This is a genomic window from Neisseria subflava (assembly GCF_024205705.1).
Lineage (GTDB): Bacteria > Pseudomonadota > Gammaproteobacteria > Burkholderiales > Neisseriaceae > Neisseria > Neisseria subflava_D.
Map to the genome: position 1 here is coordinate 1,122,169 of NZ_CP073115.1, position 21,429 is coordinate 1,143,597.

General features: G+C 43.2%; 17 protein-coding genes and 4 pseudogenes. 5 read left to right on the forward strand and 16 right to left on the reverse strand.

All coding sequences use genetic code 11. The features are described 5' to 3' along the window. Positions 1 to 14: 14 nt before the first annotated feature. Both KCG54_RS05340 and KCG54_RS05345 read right to left on the reverse strand, forming a co-directional pair. A complete protein-coding gene (locus KCG54_RS05340) occupies positions 15 to 767 on the reverse strand; it encodes a zinc protease (protein WP_107697366.1) in 753 nt (250 codons plus the stop codon). Between the two features lie 3 nt (positions 768 to 770). Beyond that, a complete protein-coding gene (locus KCG54_RS05345) occupies positions 771 to 3,248 on the reverse strand; it encodes a type VI secretion system Vgr family protein (protein WP_254324879.1) in 2,478 nt (825 codons plus the stop codon). 579 nt (positions 3,249 to 3,827) lie between these two features. Here KCG54_RS05345 and KCG54_RS05350 point away from each other — a divergent pair. Together KCG54_RS05350 and KCG54_RS05355 are read left to right on the forward strand one after the other, a co-directional pair. Then, positions 3,828 to 6,466, forward strand: a pseudogene (locus tag KCG54_RS05350) (DUF6531 domain-containing protein). Beyond that, entirely contained in the window at positions 6,433 to 6,753 is a 321-nt protein-coding gene (locus KCG54_RS05355; RefSeq protein WP_254324880.1) for a hypothetical protein, read from the forward strand. Before KCG54_RS05350 ends, KCG54_RS05355 begins: the two are co-directional and overlap by 34 nt. A 413-nt stretch (positions 6,754 to 7,166) precedes the next feature. Here the strand turns inward: KCG54_RS05355 and KCG54_RS05360 are convergent. Next, positions 7,167 to 7,394 (reverse strand): annotated as a pseudogene (locus tag KCG54_RS05360) (transposase); the annotation flags it as partial. Between the two features lie 720 nt (positions 7,395 to 8,114). Between KCG54_RS05360 and KCG54_RS05365 the strand changes: the two are divergent. Next, on the forward strand, positions 8,115 to 8,612 hold the full coding sequence (locus KCG54_RS05365) for a hypothetical protein (RefSeq protein ID WP_254324881.1): 498 nt from the start codon (positions 8,115 to 8,117) through the stop codon (positions 8,610 to 8,612). A gap of 774 nt (positions 8,613 to 9,386) precedes the next feature. On the opposite strand, the gene KCG54_RS05370 is transcribed toward KCG54_RS05365, so the two are convergent. The 7 genes and pseudogenes from KCG54_RS05370 to KCG54_RS05400 all read right to left on the reverse strand — a co-directional run bounded on the left by KCG54_RS05370 (position 9,387) and on the right by KCG54_RS05400 (position 14,007). Continuing rightward, positions 9,387 to 10,598, reverse strand: coding sequence for an NADH:flavin oxidoreductase/NADH oxidase family protein (locus tag KCG54_RS05370; protein ID WP_254324882.1), 1,212 nt, complete (start codon positions 10,596 to 10,598; stop codon positions 9,387 to 9,389). 73 nt (positions 10,599 to 10,671) lie between these two features. Further along, a complete protein-coding gene (locus KCG54_RS05375) occupies positions 10,672 to 10,983 on the reverse strand; it encodes an ArsR/SmtB family transcription factor (protein WP_070591088.1) in 312 nt (103 codons plus the stop codon). A 267-nt stretch (positions 10,984 to 11,250) separates the two neighbouring features. Next, entirely contained in the window at positions 11,251 to 11,586 is a 336-nt protein-coding gene (locus tag KCG54_RS05380) for a thioredoxin family protein (RefSeq protein WP_254324883.1), read from the reverse strand. A gap of 92 nt (positions 11,587 to 11,678) precedes the next feature. Further along, a complete protein-coding gene (locus KCG54_RS05385) occupies positions 11,679 to 12,179 on the reverse strand; it encodes an OsmC family protein (RefSeq protein ID WP_224783358.1) in 501 nt (166 codons plus the stop codon). 46 nt (positions 12,180 to 12,225) lie between these two features. After that, positions 12,226 to 12,531, reverse strand: a complete 306-nt coding sequence (locus tag KCG54_RS05390; RefSeq protein WP_254324884.1) for an aldo/keto reductase — start codon at positions 12,529 to 12,531, stop codon at positions 12,226 to 12,228. Next, positions 12,531 to 13,108 (reverse strand): annotated as a pseudogene (locus KCG54_RS05395) (NAD(P)H-dependent oxidoreductase). Before KCG54_RS05395 ends, KCG54_RS05390 begins: the two are co-directional and overlap by 1 nt. Positions 13,109 to 13,158: 50 nt before the next feature. After that, positions 13,159 to 14,007: an aldo/keto reductase gene (locus tag KCG54_RS05400; RefSeq protein WP_254324885.1), complete on the reverse strand. Its 849-nt coding sequence runs from the start codon at positions 14,005 to 14,007 to the stop codon at positions 13,159 to 13,161. 128 nt (positions 14,008 to 14,135) lie between these two features. Here KCG54_RS05400 and KCG54_RS05405 point away from each other — a divergent pair, with 128 nt between their 5' ends. Continuing rightward, the gene (locus KCG54_RS05405; protein ID WP_254324886.1) at positions 14,136 to 15,026 is read left to right on the forward strand and encodes a LysR family transcriptional regulator; all 891 of its coding nucleotides are present in this window, start codon (positions 14,136 to 14,138) and stop codon (positions 15,024 to 15,026) included. Positions 15,027 to 15,052: 26 nt separating this feature from the next. On the opposite strand, the gene KCG54_RS05410 is transcribed toward KCG54_RS05405, so the two are convergent. The 6 genes from KCG54_RS05410 to KCG54_RS05435 form a co-directional block, all read right to left on the reverse strand. Next, complete coding sequence (locus KCG54_RS05410; RefSeq protein WP_254324887.1) at positions 15,053 to 15,679, reverse strand: TIR domain-containing protein; 627 nt, start codon at positions 15,677 to 15,679, stop codon at positions 15,053 to 15,055. 16 nt (positions 15,680 to 15,695) lie between these two features. After that, entirely contained in the window at positions 15,696 to 16,184 is a 489-nt protein-coding gene (locus KCG54_RS05415) for a TIR domain-containing protein (protein ID WP_254324888.1), read from the reverse strand. A 2-nt stretch (positions 16,185 to 16,186) separates the two neighbouring features. Next, entirely contained in the window at positions 16,187 to 17,677 is a 1,491-nt protein-coding gene (locus KCG54_RS05420) for an SIR2 family protein (protein WP_254324889.1), read from the reverse strand. After that, positions 17,658 to 18,947 (reverse strand): ATP-binding protein, encoded by a 1,290-nt coding sequence (locus KCG54_RS05425; protein WP_254324890.1) that lies wholly within the window; start codon positions 18,945 to 18,947, stop codon positions 17,658 to 17,660. Before KCG54_RS05425 ends, KCG54_RS05420 begins: the two co-directional genes overlap by 20 nt. A 228-nt stretch (positions 18,948 to 19,175) precedes the next feature. Continuing rightward, positions 19,176 to 20,156, reverse strand: coding sequence for an alpha/beta hydrolase-fold protein (locus KCG54_RS05430; protein WP_254324891.1), 981 nt, complete (start codon positions 20,154 to 20,156; stop codon positions 19,176 to 19,178). A 32-nt stretch (positions 20,157 to 20,188) separates the two neighbouring features. Continuing rightward, positions 20,189 to 20,635 (reverse strand): tetratricopeptide repeat protein, encoded by a 447-nt coding sequence (locus KCG54_RS05435; RefSeq protein ID WP_254324892.1) that lies wholly within the window; start codon positions 20,633 to 20,635, stop codon positions 20,189 to 20,191. Positions 20,636 to 20,832: 197 nt separating this feature from the next. Between KCG54_RS05435 and KCG54_RS05440 the strand changes: the two are divergent. Continuing rightward, positions 20,833 to 21,227 (forward strand): annotated as a pseudogene (locus KCG54_RS05440) (L-aspartate oxidase); the annotation flags it as partial. Between the last annotated feature and the right edge of the window lie 202 nt (positions 21,228 to 21,429).

Genomic DNA, 21,429 nt, shown 5'->3' on the forward strand with positions numbered 1-21,429 from the left:
TTATTTAAAGAAGATTAAAATGAATAAAATTTTGTCCCTCTTCGATAGAATTTTTGATTTACTGCCCTTCCTAAAATACTTTTGTTTTGGTCATTTCGTCCCCAGTTCCACTCAATAGATTTTAAATTTTTATCCATTGGATTTTTTAAAAATCTCCTTAAAATATATTCCCTCCTTGTTTGCTGAGCTAACAAAGTAGGAAATTGAGTTTGGTTTACTGAGTAATTTTTATGATATACAGCCAAATAATAATGACAGATAATATCAGCCTGCTGCTCTATATTAAAATCCTTGAACTCTTTCCTTGCATCTACTCCTAACAAATCGTAAGCATATGCCATTAATCTTCCAGACGGATGTTTTTGTGAATAACCGCCCTTCATTGCAATATCAACTCCCCTGCACGCAACGCAAATATCCATTGCGAAATATTGCCAGACATGGGCCATTTCGTGAATGAACCATCGTTTTTGTTCTATAGAACCATTATAAAAATCTTTGATTTCATCATATTTCTTACTTGGCAAGTGTATTTCTCCAAACGGTGTCATTGCATTCTCAGAATGGTCGGGCATTCCCAATAACTCCCCTCTCACTATCCTTACTTTTTTATATGGTATCGAGTCCTTAAACATCAATTTCGCCAAAGAAATTTCCCCTGCAGTTAGCTCTCTGGATTCAGGAGGCAGTGGAACGATGATCGGGCTTCCTGTATTGGTGGTGTTTAACAACTCGGTTGTCGCACTTTGCTGTTTAACGTTAGCCATAATTTACTCCTTTGTATCAATTTCAATGCGGATATTTTCCGGATTTGTTGTGGTTACGTAATGAGTTAGCCCATTTTGGTCTGTCCTGCCTTTTATTACAAGTCTATCATCCTGATAAATTTTATATAATACATTTGTTAAAACCTCTCCCGTCAATTCATCTTGCAATACAAATTGCCGACCATATCTATGAAGAGGAGAAGCAGGAAGAAACACTTTATTTAATATGCTATTCGGCCCATTCACCACCATCGGCGCCCTCACCCGCACCACCTTCGGACTCCCGATCTCAACTTCCCCATTACTTAACTTGATATACGCCCCTTTGCAGGTAATCAGTATCTCTTCCTTCGCTGCAATGGTGATCTTCCCTGCACTGCTGGTTAACGTTGCGTCCTTTAAGGCATTCAGCTGCAATTCGTCATTCTGTGCCTGCACTTCCACTTTGCCCTGATTGGCCTGCACCTTGATACCGCCGCTTTGTGCAAATAGGTTGAGGCTCTCGGCCGCATGGGCGGTCAGGCTTTGGCCGGCGGTAATGTCGGTATGGTTGCCACTGACCAGGTGGATGTTTTCATTGGCGGTGTGCAGTTGGCTTTGTTGTGTCGCGCTGGCAATACCGGCCGGGGCGGTTTGGATCAAACCGGCTTCCTTCAGGTCTTTGAGGGCGTCTTTCAGACGGCCCCTTTGGGTTTCTTCATCGGTGTCGTGGTTGTTGGCGGTTTGGGCGGCTTTGTTCAAGCTTTTAGCCAGGGAGAGTGCCTGTTCAAGTTGGGAGATGGCATCGTCCATATCCAGTACTTTGCCATTGGCGTCCTGGTTTTGTGCACTGACGAGTATGCCTTTGCCTGCCCTTACCGCGCCCCAACCGTCGGTTCTGAGTTCGAAGCCCTCACCGTTCTCTCCGCGTTTGTTGCGGTTTGAGTCGACGATATGGCCGAGGTTGAGTTGGGATTTCTGATAGTCGGTGGCAAGTTTGATGTGTTCCTGTCCCTGCAGGTCTTCCATCCTCAGTTTGTTGTTCGCCCAGGTACGGATGACGTTTCTTGTGTTCCAATCGGCAGGGATATGGTCGGTATGGGCGCTGTCGTGCATGACGCCGGAGATATACGGACGGTCGGGATTACCCTGTACGAAGGACAGCATCACTTCGGTGCCTTCGTGTAAGGGGAAGTGGATACCGTATTCGGGACCGGCATAGGGTTTGGCCAATCGGACGGGACGGCTTTCCCCGCCGGGACTCCATTCGTCCAGGTCAAACGGGAGTTTGACGCGGTAGCGGCCCATATCGTCGATATAGGCATAGGTGCAGTTTTCTGCCGCAGTGACCCGTGCCGGTAAGGTACCGTCGATATGCGGACGCGGGGTGATGCGTTCGGGACGGTAGGCGAGTTGGGCGGAGATGGCGGTAAAGGTGTGGCTGTAGGCGGTATCGCGGCTGCCGCTGTGTTCCATGGAAAGTACCAGCCAGCCGTCGGGGGCTTCGGGGAAGGAGACATCGGTTTGGAACACCTTCATCGGTGTCATGGAGACGACGTTGCCGCCGCCGGCTGCGACGGTTTGGCGGCAGAGGTTGGCTTCGTTCAACAGGGTCGTCTGAACTTGGGCTTCGTCGGTTGTTTTAGGATGAAGACCCCAATGCTGTTGTTTGCCCAATAAAACGGTATTGTCGGCTGATTCTTCCGACTGTTTGTTGTCGGTTTCGGCAAATAGGTCGGTATCGGCACTGCGGTAGTTGTAGTCGGCCGTGCGTATGCCTTCGACAATGGGGTTGTGGCGGATGCTTAAGTTAAAGAGTGCTTCGGTACCGACACTCTCCAATCCGGCATGGGGTCGGTAGGAAACGGGTAGGCCTTGGCTGCGCAAATAGTGTTCGGGACTGTCGCCGAAGACGACTACGTCACCATGTTGTTCATGCTGTTCGAAGGCATACCAGATACCCTCTTCTTCACACAGACGGTTGATAAAGTCGAAGTCGCTTTCGAGATATTGGGTGACATACTCGCGTACAGCGTAGTTGCGGCTCTTTTGAAAACGGTAGTCGACGCCGGAGAAACCGTGGTGTTTGAAGACGGCGGCAACGATGTCGGGGACGGTTTGGTGTTGGAACAACCGGGAGGTTTGGAAATGCTTTAAAGCCGCGAAACGCGGCTCTAAAACAAAGCGGTAAACGGTTTCATCCTTGGATACCGACAACTTCTCGCATGAGGTGATAATGCCCTGCCATTGCTTTGCCGGGGAGTCGTCTAAAGCAGACCCGAATGCCCCGGCCACTTCCGACAGTAAACCTTCTTGCGGACGAATCTCAAACGCTGCGCGCTGGTTGAGGTAGGAAGAGAGAGGCAGTGAGGAATCGGTCGAGGTAGCGGTGATTTCGACACGGTAAGCGGTATTGACCGCTTCGGATGCGCTGAAGGAACGGACTGAAAGTGACGGAGAGAAACGGGCGAAGGTAAGGTGGTAGGATTGGCGGGCGGTCATGACGAGACAATTTTAGAATGACATTGAATTTGATATATTAACTTGGATTATACTGATGGTAAAGCAAATGGGATAAATGGAAAAAAGGCCGTCTGAACGGTTGAAATAAGGGATAAAGAGACATTTATCCCTGCCCTATTCCACCATTCAGGGAAAAAGTGGTAAATTAAGCAGTCACATTTCTCTTAAAAACCATTGATTTTATACTAAAAATTGGAGTACTATACGGAATCTTTTAAGATTGACTAATAGTTAACAAACAGGAACAAACAACGACGATTGTTAGGTATAGAGAAAAACTACATAATTTATATTATGTTTAAATTCATAACTCTACTATTTTAGTCTATCAATTTCTGTTTCGCTCAGTAGTACAATTACTTACACAAAAAGGCCATCTTAAATTTTTCAGATGACCTTTTTGGGTTTCACATTACAGTAAGCGCAATTGACATTGTTTCAACTCAGCTATCCTCTTTTTTCTCACTACGCTTTTCTTTTCATATCCAAATAAAGTAAGATTCAGTCAACGGATATTAATCTTCATATTACCATCCAATCTCTGGAGTGAAGCACCCCATAGCCGTCAATAAAATCGCCCGTAAAAGCAGCAAGTTCCGTGTTGTCTTTACCGTACCCGATTTCTGTTGGCCACCTTCTCCCGCTCCGCCTTCCGTTCCACCGATTCCCTTCCCGCTCTTTGCCGACCTCGGCGGTGCCAAGACCGTCGCCAAAGACGTACGCCTCAACCACAAGCCTGCTTTTGTCTTTAATGCCAGTAAGACGGATAAAACTTATGGCGACGAAATCGCCCTTCCGGGCCGTAAAGGGGTAAAGAGCCGTACTGCCACCAAACCGGCCTGGCCGATGCGTCATTCTTCCACGGTTAAAATCCGCAAACGCTATATCGTGCGTACCGGCGATATGTTCCATATGAACGGCAAGTTCAGCAAAAAACTCCCCCTAAAACCTGTTTGTCCTGTAAGGGTGTGGTAGGTGCCGTCTGTCCGGTCAATCCGATACACGATTTGAAGTTTTTGGAGGGTGAAACCGACTTTGCCTTTGAAGGTATTCTGCCGCTGGTATGGAGCCGCAGCTATTATTCCGACCAAGACGGTACTGGCTGGCTCGGCGAGGGTTGGAGCGTACCGGGCTGCCAGCGCATTATCCGCGATGCGGCCAGATTGGCCTATATCGACGATCAGGGCCGTTTATTCCCTTTGCCGGAAGTCGATGAAGATGATGAAGAACCGGTATTGTTCGAAAGCGAACAGATTTGGTTCAGTAAAAATCCGGACGGGCATTATGTCATTGCTTCACTGAACGGTTCGATAGCGCCGCGTTTTACACCTTTGGTGGTGGCGGAAGACGGTTCGGACGAAGATTCCACCCTCTTCCCGCTGGTCGCGGTGGAAGACGCCAACGGCAACCATCAGCGTTTCGTCTATCATCGGCTGACCCGTCTGCCGCAATACGTCATCGACTGCAACGGACGGGTATTCTCGCTGAACTTCGGCAATGTGGCCGATGAGCAGTCGCCTAGAATGCGGCTGCTGTCGGTGTCGCTGTTGGAGGGTTTACCATCCTTTGGCGAAACCATTCGGGTCGGTACGCCGCTGGTCCGCTATGAATACAACGGCAGTGGTGACTTAATCCGCGTCATCGGCCGCGACGGTAACGTCAAACGCAGCTTCGGCTATAAAAACAATCTAATGGTGTCGCATACAGATGCAGCCGGATTGGTATCGGAATACGACCATTACACCCCGACCGGCAAAGTCATCCGCAACCGGACTTCCTTGGGCGAGGAATGGCGTTTTACCGAAAGCATCCGCTACCACCACAACTTCAACGGCAACCGTACCGCCACCGTCCTGCCGGACGGCAGACAAATCAACTATCTGTATTACGGCAGCGGCCACCTACACCAAATCAGCCTCGATGACGAAGTCATTTCCGACATCGAACGCGATAAGCTGCACCGCGAAATCTACCGCACACAGGGTAAACTCGCCAGCCGTTACGAACTCGATCCCTTAGGCCGTCTGAAAAGGCAAATTGCCGCACTCAACGAGCTGACGCAGACCGAGACAGCGAAAAATGCAGTAACATCGGCTTATGCCGTCAAACGCAGCTACGGCTACGACCGTACCGGCAACCTGACCCACAGCACCGACCAACGGACGGGCACGACCTGGTTTAAGTACGACAAACTGGGCCGGATTACCAAAGCCGGAAACGAACTGTTCGCCTTCGACCCCGCGCACAATATCCTGTCCGACAACAACAGCCCTACCGTCCCCGACAACCGCCTGAAAACCTACAACGGCACGACCTATTACTACGATGAGCTCGGCAACCTGATCCACCGCGAACTGGCCGATGGCGAAGTGCAGAACTACTTCTACAATCTACACGACCAACTGGTTAAAGCCGAAATCTTCAAAAAAGACGGCACGAAAGAGACTTGGGCCTACACCTACGACGCCCTGGGCAGAAGGATAGGCAAAGGCCGTCTGAAAAACAAAGAAGTTTCAGATGGCCTCGAAGAGGAAACCGGATTCGTTTGAGACGGCAGCCACCTCTTACAGGAGGCCCAACCAGACGGAAGATATACCTATCTCTACACCGATCCCAACAGCTACGAACCTTTGGCACAGGTCCGAAACTGGACAACCGAAGACGGAGAAAACCGACAACAAACCCACTACTTCCACTGCGACCAAATCGGCATCCCGAGAGAAATGACTGATGATAAAGGCAACCTGGTTTGGTTCGGCGACTATTACGGTTGGGGAAAACTAAAGAGCGAAACCAACGTAACAGTAACGGCGCACCAACCCTTCCGCCTACAAAACCAGTATGCTGACAGTGAGACGGGGCTGCATTACAACTTCTTTAGGTATTACGAGCCTGATGCGGGTCGGTTTGTGAATCAGGATCCGATTGGGTTGGAAGGTGGAGGTAACTTTTATCAATTTTCGACAAATATACAAAATATGATGGACTCTTGGGGATTAAATGCTGTTGACATAGTTAAAGGGGCATGGTCTATGATTGCAATTGATACAATGACTCCAGATCCCACTGATGCGGCATTGCCTAAATGGATTGCATATGGGGTGCTTGGAGCTGCCGCAACAGGTGTCGTTGCATTATCGGAAAGCGATACATGTGCAGGAAAATGCCAGGAAGAAAAAAACGTAAGAAATGTTTAGATACTACAGTAGACAACATTAAAATGGTTACAGCAAAAACATCTTATCTAACATTACAAAAAAGTGTTTCCATCCCTGCTGTTGCGAGATACACAGCATTGATTGAAAGAGGTAGTATTGCCCCTCCAGTTAAAATGGATGGAAATACTATTGTAGATGATAACCATAGAATGGTAGCTGGATTATTGTGTAATCAAATACCTGCTAGTACCCCAGGAACTGCTCCATTATCTAAACCAAGAATACCTTTGAGAGATATACAACCAGACCCTATAGATTGGTGGTAATAAAAATGATATCAAATAACATTCAAGAATTACTTAAAAATATTACAAAGTTTCTAATTAAAATCGAAACAAAAGAATTAGATGTCTTAATTTCTAGACAGTTAACCCATATAGATAATATTGATTTTCACAGATACGAAATATCCCATAGGGAAATTGGAAGTCTCAAATTTTCTTTCTGTTCATTTCGTGGTGCTTTCATAAGCTGAGACCTTTGCAAAAAAGTCCTTTCCCCAACAGCCGAAACCCAAACACAGGTTTTCGGCTGTTTTTGTTTCAAATATCCGCTGACTCTACTCAAATACCCTCTTAATCCTCTTGGATACCTGATAATCAGGCATCCGGCCGCCTTTTAGGCAGCAACAGGCGCACTTAGCCTGTTGGCGGCTTTCAAAAGGTTTAAACACATCGCCTTCGGGATCGGAAAGGCTGTGCCATTGGCCGAGCAGGACGGCTTTGAACATGGACAACAGGGGATAGGCGGGACGGCCGCGGTGGTCTCGAAGGTAACGGGTTTTTTGACGATTCAGGTATTGTTCGATCGGTTGCCAATCAATCACCTGATCCAACTTCAATAGTGGGAAACGGTCAATGTGTTTGGCAATCATGGCTTGTGCGGTTTGTTGGAAGAAGGTACTCATGGAAAATTCCCTAAATGTCTTAATGGGAATTTAGGGGATTTTGGGGAATTTTGCAAAGGTCTTAAGCTATAGTTCCTTTACTAATTGTAATTTTATTAATTGTTCTTTTATTACGGCAATAGTTTGTAATACAAAATTTACTAATTGCACATTTATTAATTGTGTATTCAGATCAATACATATACAAGATAATTTAATATCTAATTGCTCTTTTCAAATCTGCTATATAGAAGATAATATATTTTCTACAAATGAAATATAATTTATTACAATGTTGACAAGGCATCCGAGCCGCCTTTTAGGCGGCAACAGCAGTAATTGCCTCTAGAGGCCATAAGGAGTGTGTAGCAAACCAGAATCAGAGAAAACTGACCCCTGCTATTGCCCGCCAGGTATTTGTGGAATTGTTTATCTGAGGACACATCCTAAAACTGGCGAAAAATATGTAGGCCAAGCCAAATCCTCAATAAGATATTTTGCCAGGCAAAGAGAACATAATAGAGCATTCAGAGCAACTCACAGGTTTACCTTACTTGGGCAAACTAAATCTGGTCAATGTCTAGACCGATTGGAAGAAGATCACATTAGATTACAAGGCGATATCAATAGTCGAGGATGACCTTTAGCCAATAAACGTCATCAGATGTCTGAACCTCACTACCGTGCAGCAGGTGGAAAAAATCCCATGCCTTATTGAATTACAGAAAGGAACTTTAAAAAATGGCAAGAAAAAAACAGAAATGGCAGGTAGGCGATTATTTTGGCATTCCCATAGAAGATGATTTTTTAGCTGTTGGACAGATTCTTGGAAAATATGATTGGATAGGTGTAGCCTGCTTAATTACCAAAATGAAAATTTCCTCAAAAAACCTTCCTTTATATGAAGATATAAAAATAGATAAAAACGATATTATTGCTGCTATGTTTATTACTGAAGAATCGTTAGAGAAAGGATTCTGGCCAATTATTCAACAAGGTATAGTAAATAAAAATATACTGAAACAATATTTTTCTAATATTGACTTAATTGAACAAGGAAATATTATTGATATTAATACCGAAGGTTCAGCTATTATTGATGATTTTATTAAAGCTTATTTTAGTCTAGCACCTTGGGATGACTGGCATGACCCCGAATATCTTGATAAACTTCTTATTTCTCCCGACAAAAAACCTGAAAATCTCATCATGATCTATTCCAACTCAAAGCTTGTCTGAAAGTAAAATGCTTCGTACTCTTTGAAGAGCCTTTACGTAGCTTTCCAAATCTCGGTGTTAACGATGGCTTTATTTTGATTTCAGTTTGAGCAAGTTTTTTTAAGATCGATCGTATTAGTTGACTCAAGTTACAAGGATGGTTCAGCTTTTTTTGGTATAAACCCTCCGGGTACGACTGAAGCGGAAGCCTTAAGAAAATGTTAAGAACGAAGAAATTTACAATGTCTAAATTCTAATAGACAGGAGGCCGTCTGATATTCAGATGGCCTTTACATTATAAATTAGCTATATGCTATGAGTTGAAGGTACTTAAGTATCGTAATAAGTTTCCTCCCCTCTACCCTACTCTATTACTCAATAATTGAGTGGTAGAGTTACAGCCAAATTTCTCTTAAAACCTATTGATTTGATGCTAAAAATTAGAGTATTATGAGCACACTATCTAGAGTATCATTAATTCTTATTTGACATATAGGAACAATAAGCAAAATTTGTAGAAGAATAGGGAAAAGGAAATTAATTTATGTTATGTTAAATTATGATTATAAGTTATAATCATAATTTAGTAATTTAATTAATATTTTTAAATTTCTTATTCTAGCCACTTTCAAAGAACAGGATCTTTTGTATCGCTCAGTGGATATCTAAAATTCTAAAAACTATTTGAACTTAAAGATTCAAACGGTTTTTTAGTATCAATTTATTTATATTCCATGCTTTTACATACGGTTAAATTTTAAAATTTAATCCTCCTTCAAATCCCTGCTTACCCCATCAAGATCTGCCAGTACTTAAACCTGCTTTGCCGTTTTCCCACAAAGTTTTCAGCAATACTTTCCACGCCGATAATTTAGGATCAGGCTGTTTACCTTGTCCGATTAAGTCCATTTGCATCATATACCAGTTCATTTCCAACATCGCGCCCGCTTTTTTATCAACAAATACGACGCCAGTTTTGATGCGGTCGGTTTGCACGGTTTGGTAGGTGCCGTTTTGAATTTTATTCACTAAATCAGGCACTAAGGCAAACGGGCGGGCGACGCCGACCAAATCCAAATGGCCGCTAGATAAGGCATCTTCCATTGCAGTTTGCGAACGGAAGCCGCCGGTGATAATCAGCGGAGCTTGGCTGACTGCACGGGCTTTTTCGGCGTAATCGATGAAGAAGGCTTCGCGTTTGCGGGTGCTGTCTTTGGCGGCGAGCATTTGCGGGCTTTCGTAGTTGCCACCGGAAACTTCAATAAAATTAATGCCCATTTCTGACAGTTTTTGTACCACCTGTACCGATTCGCTTTCGTCAAATCCGCCTTTTTGTAAATCCGCCGAATTGAGTTTTACACCCACTAAGAAATCTTTACCCACAGCGGCGCGGATGGCGGTGTAGGTTTCCAAAAGGAAGCGCATACGGTTTTCCAAACTGCCTCCCCATTGGTCTTGGCGGCGGTTGTGGTGCGGCGAGAGAAATTGGCTGATGAGATAGCCGTGCGCGGCGTGAATTTGTACGCCTGAAAAGCCTGCCTGTTCAGCAATTTTCGCGGTTTGCACGAATTGCTGAATCAGCCCGTTGATTTCATCGGCGGTTAATTCGCGAGGCGGATTGATAAAGCCGTCCATGCCTACCAATGGCACAGAGCTCGGCGCAAGTGGTGTTTTATTGACCACTGCAGGCGACTGTTTGCCCGCATGGTTGATTTGCATGATGAGCAGCGTGTCGTTTTGTGTGCCGGCTTTCGCCCATTTTTTCAGCATCTCAAGACTGCGGCCGTCTGAAATCACCACATCGTTTATCGAACCTTTGCCGCTTTCGGCGACCATCACATTGCCCGTAACCAACACACCTGCACCACCTTTTGCCCAAGTGTCGTACAGGCGGACAAGTTTTTCAGACGGCTGGTCGTTTTGGGCAAGTTGCTCTTCCATGGCTGATTTGAAAATACGGTTTTTAACGGTTTTGCCGTTTTGAAAAGTAAATGGAGTAAATAACATAATCTTTCCTTTAAGTTTATAAGTTTAAAAATGTAAACGTATTTGGGTGAAAATAAAGGGTTAATGAATAACCCTATTTTGAAAGTGGGCAATTTTGAGCCATCAAATCGGCAAGCTGTTTCAACCTCGCCACCGCATCCGCCATGGCAATACTGTAAAACCGCTCTTTGCCGACCTGCTCCACTGCCACCGCACCGGCTTGCAACATGATTTTCAAATGATGCGACACCGCAGGGCGCGACAGATGCAGATGCTCGGTCAGCTCATTCACATTCATCTTGCCGTGTTCCCACAGCACACGCAGGATTTGATGGCGGTTTTCATCACTCAACACGGTAAAAATGGGAATGCACTCGCGCATTAAATTCATGGTTTGTTGCGGCATATTCGGCCTTTTAAGTTTATATGTTTAAAAATTTGAACTTATTTTAGATGGAAAGATGGGGAATGTCAAAGGGGATTTTCAGAAGATGGTTTTAGTGTACAAATCACAGCGTTTCATCAATCATTATCTCAGTCTGCAAGCCGTTTCAGACGACCTTTTTCGTAATAAAGAGCGGTCAAATTTTTAAGTGTTTTGCAAATCATCTTAAAAATTTGACCACTTGCATCATTATCAAGACCGCAGCCGTCTGAAACATTGATAGACCGGTTACTGATGCCCGCTTTCTGCTACTTTTGTCCATTTTGCCAATGTCTGCTTCATTTGTGCCTGAGGGATGAAGCGGGCCATCCGTTCTACTTCCTTGCCTTGATAAAACAGCAGCCATGCAGGTACGGTCAACACGTGGAAACGTCCGGCCATTTCGGGTATTTCAGCAATATCGGCTTTTACGGCATACACATTTCCTTCCTCCGCCAAAGCTGAGTCAAGCTGAACGGCCACGACCGTACAAACACCGCAGATTGGGGCTTTGATGTACAGTGATACTAAAGGGTGTGTGGCGATGGCCTGTTCGATGTCTTTCAAAGTGTGCAGTTGTTGCATGCCATGTACTCCTTTGAGCGATTAAGCCCTTTTCTAGTTGTCCAGAAAAGGGGCTTTTAACGAAATAAAAACAAGAAAACGTTTTGAGTCGTCTAGATTTTTTCCACAACCACTTTTGCCCGCGCTTTCAGGCTGTTCAACACTGGCGAGGTGGCGGCGGAGCGGTCGGCGAAATTTTGCAGGGTAGGAAGGTCGGCGTCGGCTTTTACTTTTATGGTTAGCACCAGATTATCCAGTCCGCCGTAGCCATCTTCCATGCCGAACAGTTTGGCCATGTCGATACCGCCGCTTGCGGATATTTCAAACTGTTCCAGTTTCACGCCTGCCAATGCTGCTTGCAACTCGAAACCTATGGAGCAGCAGCCTGCCGCAGCGCTGATCAGGTATTCCACCGGATTTGGGGCGGCGTTTTCACCGCCCATGTTTTTCGGTTCGTCTGTGGTAAAGGCAGGGAAGCGGCGCACGGAGATTTCATTCTTCGTGCCGGATACCCAGCGCGAATCGGCGCGTAATACTGCCTTGCCTTTTGCATGGTCATTTTCAACCGCTGCCATGGTAGTTCGGAAACGTTCGATATCTAACCCGTTAATCATGTTTTGTCCTTTCATATGATGAATTGCAGATGGTTTTTCGCTACACTTACACGCCCATTTTCCACGCGGAGATGCGTTTCAAATTATCCACCGTGTCGTGATTGACGATGGCGGCGAACGTGCCGTCCAGTTTGGTAATTTCAGCTTTGTCTTCATCGCTGAGGGCAAAGTCAAAGACGTTCAAGTTTTCCGCCATACGTTCGGGTTTGGTGGATTTTGCCAACACGATGATGTCGCGTTCCACCAGCCAGCGGGTAATCACCTGCGCCATGGATTTGCCGTATTTCGTACCAATTAGCGACTGACAAAATGGTGGGCAAAAGCCCACCGCTTCAAGTTGATGTTTTATCATTAACCGAACACTTTTTTCAAATGTGCTTGGTAGTCTGCGAAGTATTGTTCTACTTGTGGATTTTTAACTACATCGTTACATGTAAATGTCGGTAGACGGGTCAAACCGATGAACTCGTTGAGTTTGTGGAAAGGCATGTACACAGCATCCACATCTTTGCCTTCAAAGAAGTCGCCTTCACGGGTGAACGCTTCAATCGGCGCATTCCAAGTAAGCGAAAGCATGTGTTTTTTGCCTTGCAATAAACCACCTGTACCGAAGCCTTCGGTCGGGCTGACACGATGACGGCCATCACTGTGGTAAAGCTTGCCGTGTCCAGCGATAAATACTTCGTCTATGTATTTCTTCACTGTCCAAGGCTCGTGCATCCACCAAACAGGCATCTGCCAAATCACGGCATCCATCCACAAGAATTTTTCGATTTCTGCCTCAACATCATAGCCAGCATCAATCACAGTTTCTTTTACATTGTGTCCAAGTGCGGTCAAAACTTCTTTTGCTTTTTGTGAAGCGTGTTGTTTAACTCACCATGCGAATGGCCGAATTCTTTACCACCGTTTAATAATAAAATGTTCATTTTTACTCCTAGAATAAATAATTTATAAAAAAAGGATGTGATGTTTGCGGTTATCGTCCCATTTTCCATGAAGCGATACGTTTCAAATTATCCACCGTGTCGTGATTGACGATGGCGTCGAACGTGCCGTCCAGTTTGGCAATTTCTGCTTTGTCTTCATCACTGAGGGCAAAGTCAAAGATGTTCAAGTTCTCCGCCATGCGTTCGGGTTTGGTGGATTTTGCCAATACAATTATGCCACGTTCCACCAGCCATCGGGTAATCACCTGCGCCACGGATTTGCCATATTTCGCGCCGATTTTGCTTAATACGGGGTTGTGGAAAATATCATTTTTGCCTTCGGCAAACGGCGCCCATGCTTCCACGGCGATGCCTTCAGCCAGCAAAGCGGAAACAGCTTCGTTTTTTTGTTGGAACGGATTGATTTCAATCTGATTCGCTTGCGGCATCACTTTATTAAACAGCCCCAAATCCACCGCGCGCACGGCTGAAAAATTGCTCACGCCGATGGCGCGGATTTTGCCGGCTGCCTGATATTCTTCCAGCGCGCGCCATGTACCGTAGCTGTCGCCGTAAGGTTGATGAATCAGCACCATATCGATGTAATCCAAATTCAGACGACCTAATGAACGCTCCAGCGAGGCTTTAGCGGCTTCGTAGCCGAAATTTTCCACCCAAATTTTGGTGGTAACGAATAATTCTTCGCGCGCCATGCCACTATTTTTAATTCCCAAACCGACTTCCGTCTCATTCATATAAGCCTGAGCAGTATCGATGTGACGATAACCAGCCTTGATGGCGGCAATCACGGCTTGTTCCGTTTCTTCGGGTTGAATTTGAAATACGCCAAAACCGAGAGCAGGAATTTTTACTCCATTGTTTAATGTGATGTTTTGCATGATATTATCTCCTGTTTATTCTCATGAAAGTGCAGTCATTTTATGATTTGTTTTTATTGAGATAAATTGGGTTTGGGTTTATGATGCAATGAATTAAATTCACTAATAAAAGAGAGTTTAAAGAGAAAATGCAGAATTTTAACGAACTGAATTATTTTTTGACGTTGGCGCAAACGCAGAGTTTTGTAAAAGCGGGACAGCTTTTGGGGATTTCTTCTTCGGCGTTGAGCCATAGCATGAAAAATTTAGAAACGCGGCTGAACCTGCGCCTGTTCAACCGCACTACACGCAATGTGTCGCTGACCGAAGCCGGACAACAGCTTTTCAACCAACTTTTCCCACTTTATCAAGCCATAAACCAAGAAGTCGATGCATTAAATGATTTTTTGAATACGCCATCGGGATTGATTCGCATCAATGCCCCTGTAATAGCAGCGGAAGCCGTGTTGTATCCAAAATTAAAGCCGATTTTGAACCAATACCCGAAAACCCGCTTGGAAATCGTGGTGGACGATCGTTGGGCAGATATTGTGAAAGAAGGATTTGATATGGGCGTTCGGTTAGGTAACAAGGTAGCGAAAGAGATGATTGCGGTACCAATTTCCGCACCGCTCAAAATGGTATTGGTTGCCTCGCCCGATTATTTGGCACAACACGGTTCACCGAAAAATATTGATGATCTGCAACAGCACCGCCTTATCGGCATAAAACTCTCCGATGAACACGGCACGGAGATACAGTGGGAATTCAAATACAAAAAAGAGCTGATTACGTTCACGCCCAAATCGCAGTTTTCCACCAACAATCATCTGCGTCTGCAAGCCGTTTCAGACGGCCTTGGCATTGCGTGGATAGCACATATGAGCGTAGCGGATGCACTCAATTCGGGGCACCTGGTTGAGCTGTTGCCTGAGTATGCTATGACTTACGAACCGCTTTACCTCTATTATCCCAGCCGTCGCGGGCATTCCAATGTGTTTAAGCTGATTGTGGATGCGTTAAAAGTAAAAGCCGTTTGAAATTTCAGACGGCCTTTGGATATACACTAAGGTCTTACTACGATATTATATTTGTCTCCTTTATCTCTAATTTCTATTGCAGCGTCTATCCAAGCATTTGGATTAGAAATAAACTGAGCCCAATTACACTTCAACATATATGAATTAGAGCAACCATTTATTAGTTTATCTGCAATATATGGAGTATGAAGGTTATTTAAGTTATTTTTAATAATATCAAAATAAAATCCATATGAATTTACATAATCATAATTTCCACATCTATCAGGTAAAACTACTAACAAAATTGCATTACGCTTGCTCCTGTTATCTAAACGTCGTTTACTTTTTAATGAATAAGCAATTTCCCAAGGTATCCATTGATCTTTCTCTACTTTCCAAAAATCTTTCATATTAGGAGAGAGAAGAACAATGGTAACAGAACTATCAAAGATTTTATCTGCCAGCTTTGAGCGGATAGTTTCACTTTTAAAGTCCGCTAAGCTCTCGTCATCCTTTTCACCTTTATTAATATGAATTCCATCTCGATCAAATTTATTTTGAATAATATCCACATAATCACGGGCAGTTGTTACATGAAAAAAGTCATGTGGTCTTAATTGTTTCACTGAATCATCAGAATACTTGTATGAAATAAATACTTTATTTCCCATGATAAATTCCCTTAAATTATTTATATTTTTCTCTGATAGAAATTGCTTTTTCAATCCATTCTTCTATATTGTCTGCAATATCATTATAGGCATCTGAAGATTTAGGGTCATAACAATTGACTATATTAGATAATTTAGAGCCATCTTCAAATTCAAATTGCTCAAATGGATTTCTTCCTTTTTCACATTTACCACTTTTTGGATCTTTTAGGTTATGAATATAGATACCCAATACACCTTTCCCTTCATTCCAAGCCTTTTTAATTTCATATTTTACCCATTTTCGTTTAGCTGTATCTTCTCCAATCAGAACAACCAAACAGCTTTTACCAGCTAAATTTTCATCAATCCATTTTTGTATTTCTTTATCTCCCTTCCTTTTTATTTCTTCCCAAGTATTAGGTGTCGCAGGTAGATTGCCTTCTAGCTTTCCAATATTTCTTACTTGTTGAACACGGAAAACATCTTTTTCATAATGAAAACTATAAAATACTTTTCTCATCATAATTATTTAACCTTTTTTAAAATTGACAAAATATTAGATTTTAATTCATCTAACGGAATATTTTCTTTAGATAGTGCCTGCATTTCAGTTTCAATATTTTCAGAGCACTCCTTACCCATATCTTCTTCCCAAAGTTTTTTTGCCATATTTCCTGTACTAGCAACAGGAATTAAGACATTGTTATTTCTTTTGGAAATATCGAACTCTTCTTGCATGCCATTTGATAGAATTATCTCTCCATTTTGTGATTTATTTCCAAATAGAAATATAGAGATACCAGCATAAGAAATCATATCTTCACGCCAAGCAGACCATAATTCTTCACCTTCTTTATTTTGAGGAAATGGACGAAGTATCAAATAGTCCTCATCTATTTTTAAATTTTTTTCCGTAAGATATTTTATCGATCCTGAAATAACTGAACTGCCTATTCCCAATCCAAAACCTGTAACAATACGATACCCTAGTTTTAAAATCTCTTGAGAAAGAGAAGAAACAAATTGTTCAATCTCTTGCTGAGAATAAGGAGAATAATCTTCTGCAGCGCCTGAGATAAAGACAGTTTTACGTTTTTGTGCTTGTTCCACCTCACGTAAAATCTCTGTAATTTCCTCATATTGATTAACCAACAAAACGCTAATCCCTACTCTTTTTAAATCATTGATAAATAGCTCTTGTTTACGATTTCTATATTCAAAATCAGCTTGATTTTCTTCAGGTAATTGCTGAACCTTGCGAAGAATACAAAAATGTTCTTTCTGGTTTTCATTATATGACGAGCGAATTCTGCTTAAAATATAATCAATATTAGGATCGGAAAAACTAAATCCTAAGAAAAGAAAACGTTTGGTTAATAAATCTCCACGCAGTGCGGTAAAGAAATCATTTCTTGTTAAATGAAATTTTTCATAATCATCTTTAATTAAGACCGTTTGGTCTGGAAGAGAAGCATCACCATGCATTTTATAAACTATGGCGTCTCTTTTATGAATAGAGATAGGGAGTTGGCCTATACAATGTTTGATATCTACAACTTTCCCCGCATCTCTTAAAGCATTCTCTATCATTGAATCATAATTGGTTGTCCAAAAAGTATCTATAGGTAACCTAGCTAAAATTTTATGGTTCTCCGTTAGAACTGCTTGGTGAGAAAATTCATTTAAAATGATTTGATTTATTTTAGAACGATTACCCTGTTTTTCATTGATGTAGTATTGTGCTAAGGAAATTAGATCATTTTCTTCCTTGTCAATATTCAACTCTAATTCTTCAGCTAAATCTTTAAGCAACCCTTTCCAATCCACGAATCCAGCAGCAACAGATAATCCAGCCCCAGCAAAAATTGCTAAATTATTTGCAGATAGTTCATTAACCAATTCTCGTATAAACTGTTTTTTGTTCATAATCTTCTCTTCATTCTTTTGTTCGATAACTTTTCTTGAAATATGGATAAATAGGACTTTTTCAAGCTTTTTAAATAAAATATGTAGCATACAACGGCACATTCACCAGCCAATCCTGTTCCCTATAATCCGCCATGGAAAAGCGAATTGCTTGTTCTGGCTGAAATTGTTCTACATACACTTTCAAACTTTTCGCTTTTAAATTTTCTTCTGCTTTGACTTCAATCGGAATTACAGCTTGCTTACGTTGTACAACAAAATCAACCTCTGCAGTGCCTTTTTCAGTTGCCCAATAAAAAATAGGGTTTTCTTGCGTGGCAATTAGTTGTTGCAAGACATATTGTTCGGTTAAAGCGCCTTTAAATTCGGTAAAAATACGGCTGCCTTCTAGCAGTACGCTGGCATCCAAATTGCTTTGCGCGGCAAGCAGCCCCACATCTAAACCGTATAATTTAAAGGCATTATCTTGATAGGCGGAAAGCGGCAAATGTGGTTTCTTCACTCGAGGCACGCTATGCACTAAGCCGCTGTCTTTTAGCCATTGCAATGCAATTTCGTAGTCTTTGCTTCTCGCCCCTTTTTGTAGCTGAGCATAGATAAATTTTTTATTTTCTTTGGCAAGTTGTTCAGGAATGGAGGCCCAAATTGACCGCACTTTTTGCACAGTTTGGCCATCGTGAATATGTTTGGAAAAATCTTGCTCATACGCCATCAATAAATTACGTTGAATTTGACGCACTTCATCGACATTTTGTGTTTCGATAAATACTTTTACCGCTTCAGGCATGCCGCCGACAAAATAATATAGACGGAGTAAATCAATATAGGTGGTTTTCATGGCTGAAATTAGCGACCAGTCTTTCAGCTCAAGCAATTTCACCAAATCTTGTTTGCCAAGTGCGGTTAAAAATTCATGAAAATCCATGGGATAAAGTGGTAGAAAGTCCACTTTGCCGACAGGAAAAGAGACTTGATGATGTAGTGATACCCCAAGCAATGAACCTGCCGCGATGATATAAAACTGAGGTGCATTTTCGTAAAAATATTTGAGTGAAGATAATGCTTGCGAGACTTCTTGTACTTCATCAAAAATAATCAGGGTGTTTTCTGCTTGAATATCGACACCGCTTTCAATTTTCAAACCGAGCATTAAGCGATCAATATCATAGTCGCCAGAAAATAGCGTTTTCATGCGAGGGTTATTATCAAAGTTGATATACGCCACTTTTTCAAAGGATTGCTCGCCAAAGTGTTTCATCGCCCAGGTTTTTCCTACCTGTCTTGCTCCTTGAATAATTAATGGTTTTCTGTTTGTTTTGTGCTTCCACTTTTCTAAGGATTGTATGATTTTACGCTGCATAATATTTCTCTAAAACAAGGGATGTAGGCTAATTATACAGTACCGCATACACTTTTTCTAACGATATAAGTTTGTATTTTTACGCTTTTTCAATGAAAAAAATGTTAATTTGCTTACTTTTTAAAGCAAAAGATAGTTTTTCAGACAGTCTTTTAGAAAAAAGAGCGGTCAAATTTTGAGATGTTTTTGCAACTCACCTTCAAAATCTGACCGCTTGTATTTTTAAGATTATTTTCCTTTCTTCTGATTCATCAACCAATCACGGGCAGGTTCGAGTAAATAGGCGTAATCAAATGAGTACATATGCTCTGCACCTTTGTGGGTTGAGTTTTCCGGAATTACGGTATTTGGTGCGAAACGGATGAAGTTAATACGTTTGCCTTGGGCAAGCATTTGTTGGACTTTTGCGTCTTGTTCGGTCTGCGGTAATTTGGCAGAGAACTCAGTTTCGGCGTAGCTGACTTTATCTTGTTTCAGCATTTTTCCAACTTGAGCCATGCCTGCAGAGGCTTTTGGATCGGCAGCCGAAACGGTATAAATAAACTTCGCTTTCTCCAATGGTTTTAAAACATTGATATCCCATTGACTGCCGACAAACATAGACGCCGCAAAGAAGTTAGGCTCGATACTATTTAGGTAGAATGAAATCATACCGCCCATGGATTGACCAGTGGTGTAAACACGATTAGTATCAATCGCTTTTTCGGCGATCAGATTTTTGACAAGGCGTAAGGTCATGGGTACTTCTTCTGTTGTTTCCCATTTATCGTTGACAGCCGTTTCGGTGTAAGACGGTACAAGGACAAAGGCTGGATGTTTCGCCTGCGCTTCATCGGTTGCCCAGATAATGCCGCCGTAGCCTTGCATTAGTGGGGCTTTTACGCCTTTTCCTGCTGTACTGGCATCTGCGATAAACATGATTAACGGATATTTGTGACCCGGCTCAAGATTTTTCGGGGTGTACAGGTTGTACTGCATTTCTTTGCCTGTTTTGGGATCTCTAAACGTTAACACTTCAAAACGTGGTGCAATTTGTTCACGCAAGGCAAGCAAGCGACTATCGTAGGATTTATCCGCGCCGCCGTATTGTTTGTCCCAAGCGGAATTTTGCGTGTTTTGAGTCGTCACTGCTTTTTCAGTCGCATTTGAGGTGGCGTTGCAAGCGGCAAGCAACAAGCTTGCGGCAATCATCGTTACGGTTTTCTTCATCGTGGAAACTCCTTAAATTTTGTAAGAAATCGTCAATGTATTTTGATGCCTAAACGGTTTAAAGCATCAATGGCAGGTTGAGAAATATGATCACCACGTTTAGCGGACTCTTGATACCAATGCACAGCTTTGGTCATGTCTTTTGTTGTGCCGATGCCGTTTTCGTAGCAATGGCCGAGCCAGTATTGCCCGGTGATGTCGCCCGCTTCGGCCGCTTGCATGAAGTAGGCAAAAGCGGTTTTCGCATTCTTGGCGACACCTTCGCCGTTTAGATACATCAGCCCCAGATAACGCGGCGCTTTCATATGCCCAGCCTGTTGAGCTTGCTCAAAGTAGGACATTGCATGTTGGTAATCCTGTTTTTGATACAGGGCAATGCCTTCGTCCAACAGGGCTTTCGCCTGCTCATTATGTTGCGGAATGGTAGAACAGGCGGCGAGAAGGGTTGTAGCGACGAGCGCGGATAGTTTGGATTTCATAAATTACTCCCTAACATGTATCGCAAGTTGAAATAATAGTACAAAGTTTCATTTTAGACATCAAAGTGCGGTCAAATTTTCAGGCGTTTTTGCCACCTATCTTTAAAACTCATCTATTTAATATCCCCCTTCGGCGCATGCCCGAAATAGCGTTTGTATTCACGGCTGAACTGGCTGGGGGACTCGTAGCCGACTGCTTGCACGGAGCCAACCGCCTCGCCAGCAACTCCCTGCTCGAATGCGTCGTTATCGCTAGACTTGCCGCCCAAACCATCGCAGACGAACAAGCATTCCAAGCCGTATCGTCCCAAAGGCCGCCTGAACGTCCATCCGCCGAAGCAGGCATCTTTTCAGACGGCCTCCAAAACACATTCAGCCGCCCCGCCCTACAAGCGTTCAACCAACACCATCTAGGCATTCTCCGCAACGATACCGGCCTATGCTGCGCCATCACCCAACTGCGGTTTTGGAAGCAAAACCAAAGCGAGCCGCACACCGCAACCGCAACCTACTCGAATGCAGCCTCGCCGTCGCCCAAGCCGCATACAGGCGGAGACAGAACATCGGAGCATATTTTAATAGTGATTGTTAAGGCTGATAGTGAAAACATTTCTCCAATAAATAAAGTCATTGACTGAAAAAGCAAAGGTTCACACATGATTAAGGAAAGATTGAAAGAAAGTAGGAAAAACAGTGGAAACTAAAATGCAGGGATTGACAGTAGTTATAAGTGATAATAACTAATCAACAATGGTCTTTGCATTTTGTAGAGAGAAAAAAGCTAGGATTAATGA